This window comes from Flavobacterium sp. CG_23.5, assembly GCF_017875765.1.
Taxonomy (GTDB): Bacteria; Bacteroidota; Bacteroidia; order Flavobacteriales; family Flavobacteriaceae; genus Flavobacterium.
This window is the reverse complement of record NZ_JAGGNA010000001.1, coordinates 1,843,616-1,855,241: the sequence shown is the minus strand read 5'-3', so window position 1 is coordinate 1,855,241 and position 11,626 is coordinate 1,843,616. Positions and strand designations below refer to the sequence as shown.

General features: G+C 34.1%; 9 protein-coding genes. 7 read left to right on the top strand and 2 right to left on the bottom strand.

Annotation, left to right across the window (positions count from 1 at the left end; all coding sequences use genetic code 11):
* The first annotated feature begins 3 nt into the window (after positions 1–3).
* From H4V97_RS07955 to queA, 4 genes are all read left to right on the top strand, one after another.
* Positions 4–2,019: a DUF3857 domain-containing protein gene (locus H4V97_RS07955; protein WP_245345217.1), complete on the top strand. Its 2,016-nt coding sequence runs from the start codon at positions 4–6 to the stop codon at positions 2,017–2,019.
* Between the two features lie 46 nt (positions 2,020–2,065).
* The gene (locus tag H4V97_RS07950) at positions 2,066–2,392 is read left to right on the top strand and encodes a nucleotide pyrophosphohydrolase (RefSeq protein ID WP_121337600.1); all 327 of its coding nucleotides are present in this window, start codon (positions 2,066–2,068) and stop codon (positions 2,390–2,392) included.
* Positions 2,393–2,492: 100 nt separating this feature from the next.
* On the top strand, positions 2,493–3,722 hold the full coding sequence (gene aroA / locus H4V97_RS07945) for a 3-phosphoshikimate 1-carboxyvinyltransferase (RefSeq protein ID WP_209549417.1): 1,230 nt from the start codon (positions 2,493–2,495) through the stop codon (positions 3,720–3,722).
* Positions 3,723–3,870: 148 nt separating this feature from the next.
* Positions 3,871–4,920, top strand: coding sequence for a tRNA preQ1(34) S-adenosylmethionine ribosyltransferase-isomerase QueA (queA, locus tag H4V97_RS07940; protein WP_196851469.1), 1,050 nt, complete (start codon positions 3,871–3,873; stop codon positions 4,918–4,920).
* A gap of 478 nt (positions 4,921–5,398) precedes the next feature.
* Here queA and H4V97_RS07935 read toward each other — a convergent pair whose 3' ends face one another.
* The gene (locus H4V97_RS07935) at positions 5,399–6,133 is read right to left on the bottom strand and encodes an SIMPL domain-containing protein (RefSeq protein WP_209549416.1); all 735 of its coding nucleotides are present in this window, start codon (positions 6,131–6,133) and stop codon (positions 5,399–5,401) included.
* Positions 6,134–6,292: 159 nt separating this feature from the next.
* On the opposite strand from H4V97_RS07935, the gene kynU reads away from it, so the two are divergent.
* On the top strand, positions 6,293–7,579 hold the full coding sequence (kynU, locus tag H4V97_RS07930) for a kynureninase (RefSeq protein WP_209549415.1): 1,287 nt from the start codon (positions 6,293–6,295) through the stop codon (positions 7,577–7,579).
* A 124-nt stretch (positions 7,580–7,703) separates the two neighbouring features.
* Positions 7,704–8,150, top strand: a complete 447-nt coding sequence (locus H4V97_RS07925) for a glycine zipper family protein (protein WP_209549414.1) — start codon at positions 7,704–7,706, stop codon at positions 8,148–8,150.
* Positions 8,151–8,217: 67 nt separating this feature from the next.
* Here the strand turns inward: H4V97_RS07925 and H4V97_RS07920 are convergent, their stop codons facing one another.
* A complete protein-coding gene (locus tag H4V97_RS07920; RefSeq protein WP_209549413.1) occupies positions 8,218–8,850 on the bottom strand; it encodes a flavin reductase family protein in 633 nt (210 codons plus the stop codon).
* A 180-nt stretch (positions 8,851–9,030) separates the two neighbouring features.
* Between H4V97_RS07920 and H4V97_RS07915 the strand changes: the two genes are divergently transcribed.
* Positions 9,031–11,415, top strand: coding sequence for a penicillin acylase family protein (locus tag H4V97_RS07915; protein ID WP_209549412.1), 2,385 nt, complete (start codon positions 9,031–9,033; stop codon positions 11,413–11,415).
* Positions 11,416–11,626 lie beyond the last annotated feature (211 nt).

Sequence of the window (11,626 nt, the reverse complement as noted above, 5' to 3'; positions counted from 1 at the left end):
GATATGTTATTCAAAAAAGCACTTCTAGTAGTAGTACTTCTATTTTCAATTTCTAAAATGAAAGCACAAAATTTTGAATTAGGGAAGGTTTCCATTTCAGAATTACAAGAGAAAGCGCATCCGAAAGATACTTCTGCTGTAGCGGCTATCCTATTCAAAAAAGGGAAATTAAGTTTTGAATATTCTCAAGAAAATGGGTTTGCAATGCTCACAGAAGTGAAAATGCGAATAAAGATTTATAAAAAAGAGGGATATGATTGGGCAAATCAAAAAGTGAGATATTATTTAGGGAATAATACCAAGGAAAAAGTATCTTTCTCTGAAGCAATGACTTATAATTTAGTCGCCGGTAAAATTGAAAAAACAAAATTAAAAAGCGATGGAGAATTTGATGAAATTATAAATAGGTATTGGGGGCAAAAAAAAATAACATTGCCTAATGTAAAAGAAGGTTCAATTATTGAATTCCAATACAATATTCGATCTTATAATGTAGTAAGTCCTAGGGAATGGGCTTTTCAATCTAGTGTTCCTGTAAATTATTCGGAATATAATTCCTATGTACCAGAATACTTTGTTTATAATTCTACTTTAAAAGGATTTATAACACCCAAAATAACTGTTGATACATCAAATAAATCTATTGTTTTAACTTCCAAAGAAAGAACACAAAACGGGATGGTCACAAAGACTTCTTTTTCTAATGATAAAATTGATTATTTAGAAACAAAAACAAATTATTTAGTGGAAAATATTCCTGCCATGAAGGATGAAGTTTATGTGAATGATATTGATAATTATAAGACTAGTTTGGTGCAAGAACTATCGATGACAAAATATCCAAATTCACCTCTAAAAACATACTCAACAGATTGGAATTCAGTTGTAAAAACAATTTACCAATATGATGATTTTGGTCCTGAATTGAATAAAACAGGTTATTTTGAAGAGGATTTAAAAGTTGTGATTGCGGGATTGAATACAGTAGAAGAAAAAGTTGATGCAATTTTAAAATACGTAAAAGCAACTGTAAAATGGAATGAATATTACGGATATTCCTGTAATGATGGAGTGAAAAAAGCTTACAAAGACAAAACGGGTAATGTAGCCGAAATAAACCTGATGCTAACAGCAATGCTTCGTTACGCTGGCTTAACCGCAAACCCTGTCTTAGTAAGTACTAGGTCCAATGGAATTGCAATGTTTCCTAATAGAACAGCTTTTAATTATGTAATTGGAGCTGTTGAAGATGGAGCTAATTTAATCTTACTGGATGCCACTGATCCTTTTTCGACACCAAATGTTTTACCTTTTAGAGCGCTAAATTGGGTTGGTCGATTAGTACGAAAAGACGGAACCTCGCGCGAAGTAGATTTGATGCCAAAAACGACCTCTAATAATATAGTAACAATGAATTATTCTTTAAATGAAAAAGGGGAAGTTTTAGGAAAATTACGAAGACAAAGAACCGATCATAATGCGATGGTTTTTAGAGAATCGATAAAAGATAGTAAAGAAGACGTTTATCTTGAAAAGTTAGAAAATGAGAATGATCAAATGGAGATACAAGAATATTCCAGAACAAACGAAAAACAGCTGAAATTGCCTATTGCTGAGACATTATCTTTTAGTGGTGCCAATTTTAGTGAATTAATCGGGGGAAAAATTTATATAAAACCAATGCTATCTTTTGTTCAGAAACAAAATTATTTTAAACAAGAAAACAGAGAATATCCAGTAGATTTTGGTTTTCCTTATTTGGATAAATATGCAATAAATATTCAGATCCCAGCGGGATTTAAGGTGGAAACCCTTCCAACTGCAATGAATATTTCGATGCAGGATAATTTAGCAAATTTCAAATTCATGACAAGTTTAGTAGGCAATACGATTCAGATATCTATTGTAAATCAAATGAATACTCCAATCGTTTCAGCAGAATATTATTCAACGCTAAAAGAATATTTTCAAAAAGTAATTGAAAAACAAAATGAGAAAATTGTTCTTATTAAAATATAACAACACTTCGTCCCTTCGTACCTTTGTGGCAAAATAATAAAGAATAATGAACCTAAAAAACTCCCAGCTCGAAGTAGATACTTGGATAAAAGAACACGGCGTTCGCTATTTCAACGAATTGACCAATATGGCACAACTTACGGAAGAAGTAGGTGAAGTGGCCCGAATCATTGCCCGTCGTTACGGAGAACAATCCGAAAAAGAAAGCGATAAAAACAAAGATCTCGGTGAAGAATTAGCTGATGTGGTTTTTGTAGTTTTATGTTTAGCGAATCAAACCGGAATCGATTTGCAAGCTGCTTTCGATAAGAAAATGGATTTGAAATCCGTTAGAGATAAAGATCGTCACAAAAACAACGAGAAACTCAAATAATTTGTGAAATATAAATTATGAATTATAAATGCGGAGTGGTAAATTGCGAACTTGAATTATAACACTCGTAATTCATAATTCATAACTCATAATTAGCTACATGAATTTAAAATTAAGCACGAATTCACAATTCACAATTGACAATTCACAATTAAACATTACTGGCTCAAAAAGTGAAACCAACCGACTATTATTGTTACAAGCCTTATTTTCAAATATTACATTAGCGAATACTTCGAACTCTGATGACAGTGAAGTAATGCAAAAAGCATTGAAAGGAAACGAGGAAATAGTAGATATTCATCATGCGGGAACGGCGATGCGATTTCTAACAGCTTATTTTGCGGTTAATGAAGGACGTGAAGTCGTGTTGACAGGTTCTTCAAGAATGCAGGAGCGTCCGATCAAAGTTTTGGTGGAAGCGTTGGAGCAATTAGGTGCGCAAATCTCTTACGAGAAGGAAGCAGGGTACCCGCCTATTCGAATCAAAGGACAAAAAATTACGGCTTCTAAAGTTAATATTCCGGCAAATGTAAGCAGTCAATACATTTCGGCATTATTATTAGTGGCACCAAAACTAGAAAATGGAATTCAAATCACTTTGGTAGGTGAAATCACTTCTGTTCCTTACATCAAAATGACCTTGGCATTGTTGAATGATTTAGATATTAAAACCAGTTTTGAAGGAAATGTGATTACCGTTTATCCAAAACCAGCAGTGGAATCGAAAGTTATGACTGTAGAATCCGATTGGAGTTCTGCTTCGTACTTTTTTAGTTTGGCTGCTTTAGCGGAGGAAGCTACTATTTCGTTAACTAGTTACAATGAAAACAGTTTGCAAGGAGATTCGGCTTTGGTTCAAATTTATAAGCAAATGGGAGTCGAAACTCACTTTGAAGGAAACAAAATGACTTTGGTTAAACAATCTAATTTTAAACTTAAAACTTTAAACTTAGATTTAAATAATACGCCTGATATTGCCCAAACTATAGTGGTTACTTGTCTTGGTTTAGGAATAGGTTGTCACCTCACAGGACTTCATACCTTGAAAATTAAAGAAACAGATAGACTGGAAGCACTGCTAATTGAACTAACAAAATTGGGAGCCAATATTTCGGTGACCAATGATAGTTTGACGCTTGTGGCTTCAAACAATATCAATCATAATGTGCCAATTGCTACATATAACGATCACCGAATGGCGATGGCATTTGCACCTTTGGCCTTGAAAGTACCAATTGTAATTGAAAATGCCGAAGTAGTATCTAAGTCCTATCCTGATTTTTGGGAAGACATGAAAAAATTAGGTATTGAAATCTCAGAAAAATAAGAGTTGTAAAGACAAGTGAATCAGCTACTTTTGAAAATAAACAGCAAAACACTTGACAACGCCTATCTCACAATCGTATATTTGCACCTGAAAGATTTTTTGGATTCTCATAAATCTAAAATCTAAAATCTAAAATCTAAAATTTAATATGAAATTATCACATTTTCAATTTGATTTACCAAAAGAACTTCTAGCTGAATATCCTGCCGAAAACAGAGATGAAGCACGTCTTATGGTTATTGATCGTAAGAAAGGAACTATAGAACATAAAATGTTCAAAGACGTTATCGATTATTTTGATGACGGAGATGTTTTAATTCTGAATAATACCAAGGTTTTCCCAGCGCGTTTGTATGGAAATAAGGAAAAAACAGGAGCAAGAATCGAAGTTTTTTTACTTAGAGAATTAAACTCTGAGCAAAGACTTTGGGATGTTTTAGTTGATCCAGCCCGTAAAATCAGAATTGGTAATAAATTATATTTTGGCGATGACGATTCATTAGTTGCCGAAGTAATTGATAATACTACTTCTCGTGGAAGAACATTGCGTTTCCTTTACGACGGTTCTTATGAAGAATTCAGAAATAAATTGACGGAACTAGGAGAAACTCCAATTCCAAAATACATTTCAAGAGACGTAACTCCGGAAGATGCGGAACGTTACCAAACCATCTATGCTAAAGAAGAAGGAGCAGTAGCAGCACCAACAGCAGGTTTGCATTTTTCTAAAAACCTATTGAAAAAATTAGAGATAAAAGGAATCAAATTTGCCGAAGTTACACTTCACGTAGGTTTAGGAACTTTCAATCCGGTTGAGGTAGAAGATTTATCGAAACACAAAATGGATTCTGAGGAATTAAAAATTACTCAAGAAGCGTGCGATATCGTTAACGATGCCAAAGTTAAAAAGAAACGTATTTGTGCCGTAGGAACTACTTCTATGCGCGCAGTTGAAAGCGCGGTTTCATCACAAAGAACATTGAATCCATTCGATGGTTGGACAAACAAATTCGTTTTCCCTCCTCATGATTTCAGTATTGCGACTTGTATGATTACTAATTTTCATACACCAAAATCTACTTTATTAATGATGGTATCTGCATTTTGCGGACATGATTTGATGAAAAAAGCATATGCTGAAGCGATCCAAGAAGGGTATAAATTCTATTCTTACGGAGATGCTATGTTGATTATATAATTTGAATTTATTTCAGATTCTAAATACCAAAAACTCGTCAGCAATGGCGAGTTTTTTTATGCAATTTAAAATTGCTTGGGCGTTTTGCGGGCTGTACATTTCAAGTTTTTACATAAAAACCAAAGAAATACTAGCACTGCGGGAGCTTCCTCTGGTCGCTTCCTCGTCGCTGTATTACTACTGGTTTTATGTAAAAAGCTTTCCATTTCCATCCCTAACGCAATTCGTTTTTCATCGATTATTATTAATTTTCAACCGAAAACCGATTGATATTTGGATGCTTGTTTATTGTTTTGGTTGTCCTGCAAGGTTTTTTTTAACCTTGTAGGTTTGTTACAAAAACAAATTACACCTACGAGGTTAAAAAAAACCTTGCAGGATAGCATCTGGCAAATCAAAATAGGCAGCTCAATGGTGTAATAATCGAAACTGAGTTTTTTAAAATAGAATCGCCTAGGGGATACCTGAAATCTAAAAACTAATCCACTTGATAAACCAGTTTTACAGTAATATTTGCAGTTTTGTTTTTGGACTGCGTATTAAAAGAACCGCCATAAGAAAAATCTTCCGATGAGTTTTGACCTGTAATTTGAAAAACTCCCATATCCGATTTTTTTAGATTTCCCAGATTTGCAACCGCATTTTCAGCGATGCTTTTGGCTCTAATACTTGCGTCTTTAGTAGCTTCGGCAATCATTTTTATTTTTAGTTCGGCTAATTTTGTGTAATAATATTCAGGTGGATTCGAATAAAATTCCACACCGGAGTTGATCAGTTCACTGGATTGTCTCGAAATTTCTTCAATCTTATTTACTTCCTTAGATTGAATACTGACACTTTGGGTTAGTGTGAATCCAGTGAATATTTGTTGCTTGGTAGTGCCATTTGTATTGAATATAGTCTCAAAATCTTTATTGAAATTCACCGCCGAAAATACCATTTCATTGTCCTTAATGCCTTTGCCTGCCAAATAGCTTTTTATTCTTTCTCTGTCGGTATCCAGTGAAGCATAGGCTTCTTTCAAAGTCGAACTTTTTTTAGAAAAGGAGCCACTCCAAACAATCAAATCAGAAACAAAATCTTTCTTCCCTAATCCCGTTACACTTATCGTATTGTTACTTTTATTTCGATTCTGAAAAGCATTCGAAAATAAATAAGAAGAAACAACTACAGCAATTGCAAGAATGATAACATTCAAATTATTTTTAAGCATAACTTTAATTTTTTAAAATTCAATCAAATATAATGATTTAGTAAACTGAATTTTAAAATTTAGTAAGTCTCTTTTTACGAATTTATTTTTTTATTCTTTTGTTTATCTTCTTTTCTCTATTTTCTTTTTTGTCTACTTTTACAAAACAAAATACACACAATGACTTTCGAAAATACTCTTGAATTTGCACAACAGCTCGATTCCCAAGATTCTTTAAAAAAATACCAGGATGAATTTATCTTTCCTCAAGTAAATGGGAAGAAGGTTGTCTATTTTACTGGTAACTCATTAGGGTTACAGCCGAAACGCACGAAAGCTTACGTGGATGAGGTCATGAATGACTGGGCAAACCTTGCCGTTGAAGGTCATTTTTACAGCGAAAAACCTTGGTGGGATTACCACGAAAGATTTGCTAATCCGCTGAGTAAAATAGTAGGAGCGCTTCCAAGTGAAGTTACGGTAATGAATACTTTAACGGTGAATCTTCATTTATTGATGGTTTCGTTTTACCAACCTACAAAAACCAGGTATAAAATCATTTGTGAAGAAAAAGCCTTTCCTTCTGATCAATATATGTTTCAAAGTCAAGTTCATTTTCATTCCCGAAACCTCGGGATAAAACCAGAAGATGCTATTGTCGAAATCAAACGTCGTGAAGGAGAACACAATATTCGCCTAGAAGATGTTTTGGCAAAAATTGCCGAAGTAGGTGAGGATTTGGCATTGGTTTTAATTGGTGGAGTAAATTATTATACGGGACAGGTTTTCGATATGAAAACTATAACGGAAGCTGGCCACAAAGCAGGGGCAATAGTAGGCTGGGATTTGGCTCATGCAGCGGGAAATATTAAATTAGATCTTCATGATTGGAATGTAGATTTTGCGGCCTGGTGCAGTTACAAATACATGAATTCAGGACCTGGAAATGCGTCAGGATGTTTCATTCATGAAAAACACCACAATGATGCTAATTTACCAAGATTTGCCGGTTGGTGGGGACACAATAAAGAACGCCGTTTCAAAATGGAACAAACTTTCGATCCTATCCATGGTGCCGATGGTTGGCAAATAAGCAACTTACCTATACTTTCTTTAGCACCTTATTTGGCATCAGTAGAAATGTTTGATGAAATAGGGATGGATGCTTTAATCGAAAAAAGAGATAGAATCACTTCTTATTTGGAATTTATTCTTCACCAAATTGACAAAGAGGTAAACAGCAGTTTCGAAATTATAACACCGTCAAACCCTGCCGAAAGAGCGTCGCAATTATCAGTTTTGTTGCATGGGGAAGGACGCAGTTTATTTGATTATCTGATGAAAAACGGCGTAATTACAGATTGGCGCGAACCTAATGTGATTCGTTTAGCTCCTGTTCCCTTGTACTGTTCATTTGAAGACATGTACAATTTTGGTCAAATTCTTAAAAAAGGTATTTTAGGATAAGTGAGCTTTTAAGCAGAAATAAAAAATTAGTTCGAATTATATAAAAAAAACAATTAATAGTATAATAGAGGAATGGTATTTGAACCTTTACTTTGTCAGGTTATTAATTATAAAATTTAAAGTTATGAAGTCACTATATATTATGTTAATCTCGTTAGTTATATTTTCTTGTCAAAATCAAGGAAAAATGGAAATTCAAAAAGCTAAACAGGCTAGTATTGATTCAATGAAAGTTGCTAATGCTGATTCCATTAAAGTTGCATTTGAGAAACAAAAAGTTATCGATTCCATGCAAATTGAAATGACGAAAGTTAATGAGCAAAAAGTAGAAGTACAAAGAGAAGTTGTTGTAGTTAATCATGAACCGGGTACCACAACTACAACCACCACTAGAAAAAAGAAAGGTTGGAGTTCAACTGCTAAAGGGGCCGTAATTGGCGCGGGAGTTGGTGCTGCAACTGGTGCAATTGTCAGTAAGAAAAAAGGTCAAGGAGCTATAATAGGTGGTTTATTAGGCGCAGGAGTAGGTGCTGGAACTGGAGCAATTATTGACGGAAACAAACAGAATTAAAAAAATAAATAGTTATAAAAGTTTGAATGCCTGATTTTCAATTGAAAATCAGGCATTTTTTGTTAGGTTAAAAAGTTTTAGTTGGCTGGTTTTTTCTAGCATATTGAAAACGATCCACTAATTTGGGTAAACAATAGCCATCGAGTCCATTTATTGCCACCACATTTCCCTTGTCAATTTGTAGCCAGCCATCTTTGTGTTGCAATTCTTCGTCAAAAAATAAATTTTCGATTGATGCAATAATATGAATCGTATCATTTTCCTTGATGTAATATTCATTTACATATTTGCAATACAATTGAACGGGACTTCCTTTTACAAACGGAATTTCTATATTATTTTTATACTCTTCTTCCAGATTGGTTTTGTCAAATTCAGAAACCCCAAGTTCGTAATTCGCCGAGGTATGATGGGCATCTTCAATCATATCAACCGTAACGTGATTGACAGTGAAGTAACCGGTTTCTCTTATGTTTTTGTATGTATCTCTGGGAACAGTTGTAGGTCGCATGATAAATCCAATTAATGCAGGATTGCTTCCTAAATGGGTCACACTACTGAAAATTGCTACATTTGATTCTCCATTAATGGATTTTGTTGCAAGTAAATTAGCTGATTTATATCCGGTGCAAGAATTAATCAAATTCAATCTTTCGATTTTTTCCATTTGAGAAATGTCGTCTTTAGAAATGTGCTTCATGTCTTTATTAATTTGAAACAAATATACTTTTTGTTTAATGAAATAAGAAATAATTTAAACAAATAATTATAGGTTGAAAAGAAAATACTGGTCAATATTTTTATTTCAAAAAGCAATTAAAAATAAATTGTTTAAAATAACTTACAAATCATATATATTTGTTTACCAATTTATTCGAAAATGAAAAAGCTCAAAAAAGTCCTTCTGGTTTTACTTTCTTTAGTAATGATTCTAGCAATAACATTAGTTATTTATGGTTTTTATCTAAAACCGAAATACGAAGGAGAATTGCAGTTGAAAAATATTCAGAAAGAAACGACCGTTTACTTTGATGATTTTGGGGTACCACATATTTATGCCGAGAATTCAAAAGATGCGATGGAAGCTTTAGGTTATGTACATGCGCAAGATCGATTGTGGCAAATGGAATTGATGCGACGTATTGCGCCGGGACGATTGTCAGAAATATTTGGTTCGGTTGCATTGAAAAATGACAAGTTTTTCGCAGGACTTGGTATCGAAGATGCTTCTGCAAAAGCGATTGCTACATTAGATAAAAACAGTCCAAGTTATCAACTGACCATGGCTTATTTGGACGGAATAAATCAATATGTTGAAGAAGGTAAAACACCGATTGAATTTCAGTTAATTGGCATAAAAAAAGAAAAATTCACCATAAAGGATGTTTATAATATATTTGGATATATGTCTTTTAGTTTTGCGATGGCCCAAAAATCAGATCCATTGTTGACTGATATTCGAAATAAATATGGAATGAATTATCTGAAGGATTTTGGTTTGGATGGTTCTTTCAATACCACCCGAATTAAAAATGCACAGGAAAAACCACAAGAATATGTTGCTATTGCTAAGTCAATTGCTTCGCTTTTAGACCAGTCTCCTATTCCTCCTTTTGTAGGAAGTAATAGCTGGGTCATTGCACCACAAAAAACAAAAAATGGGAAAGTGATTTTTGCCAACGATCCTCATATTGGATTTTCGCAGCCTGGAACGTGGTATGAAGCGCATATTGTAACGCCATATTTCGAATTGTACGGCTGTTATTTGGCGGGAACACCATTTCCTTTGCTAGGGCATAACAGAGAATATGCGTACGGTTTGACGATGTTTGAGAATGATGATATTGATTTTTATCAAGAAGAAAATAATCCTTATGATGCCACTAAATATAGAACGCCGGTAGGATTTAGTAAATATCAAACCACCAAGAAAATAATAAAAGTTAAAGATTCTGCGGATGTAGTTTTGAATTTAAAAATCAGCCGTCATGGACCAATCATGAATGATTTAATTGATGGTTTAAATAAAGATAAACCAGTTGCAATGTCTTGGATTTACACGCAACAGCCCATAAAAATTCTGGATGCTGTGTATATGCTTTCGCATTCTAAAAGTAAGGATGATTTTCAAAAAGGGGTCGCTTTAATTGCCGCTCCAGGATTGAACGTCATGTATGGCGATGCAAAAGGAAATGTGGGCTGGTGGGCAACAGGGAAATTATACAAACATAATGAAGGCGTAAATACTAATTTTATTTTGGATGGCGCCAGCGGAAAAGATGACATTACTGAATACTTGGATTTCTCCAAAAATCCTTCTGCGGTAAATCCCGAATGGAATTATGTATATTCTGCTAATAATCAACCGGAACCCATTGACGGTTTTTTATATCCGGGTTATTACCTTCCGGAAGATAGGGCCAAAAGAATTACACAATTATTGGAACCGAAATCCAATTGGGATAAAGAAGCAGTTAGCAAAATGATTTTCGATAATACTTCATTAGTAACGATTCAGACTGCTAAAAATTTAATTTCCAATGTGGATTACAATTCACTTTCCCAAAATGAAAAAGCAGCAATCGCTATTTTAAAATCTTGGAAAGGAACTAATAATCTTAACGATGTAGCGCCGACGATTTATAATAAATGGGTTTATTTTTACTTAAAAAACACGTTTGAGGACGAATTGGGTACCGCTAATTTTAAACAATTTTTGGCAACGCATATCATGAAACAAATAGTTGCGAAACAAATGACTAATGAAAATTCATTATGGTGGGATAATATTGCAACCAAAAACAAGAAAGAAACCAAAAGTGAAATTCTGTCTAGGTCTTTTAAAGAAGCGGTTGTCTCATTGGAAAAGCAGCTAGGAAATTCCGTTGCGTCTTGGACTTGGAATAAAGTGCATGTTCTGGAGCATCATCATCCTTTAGGGAAAGTGGCTGCCCTGCGACGTATGTTTAATGTAGGTCCATTTGAAGTTCCGGGAACAAATGAAGTGATCAATAATCAATTTTTTGACTATACCGATGAAGCAAAATATGTAGTAAAAGGAGGTCCGTCGACGAGAAGAATTGTAGATTTTTCGGATGTAGAAAACAGTTGGAGTATTTTGCCAACAGGGCAATCAGGGAATCCCCTGAGCTCTCATTATAGCGATCAAGCAGATTTATACAACGCTGGAAAGTTTAGAAAAATGAAAATGAATAAAGCAGAGATTATTAAGACTTCGACAAAATTAGTTTTCAGTCCTAAATAAAATACTGTTAGAAAGAGCTGTAATTATATTGATTTTCTGCTTCCCTGCTTAAAATAGTTTTTAGTTGATAGCAGGATTCGCGTGAGGGAGTGAAGTGGAAATCCTTTTTTGAGGAACGAAAAAAAGATTGCAACGAAAAGCCCGACCCGACTTTTTTGGGAGGGTCACGCCCAAATAAATCTGCTAAATTGCCTGATTGTGTTGATAATTA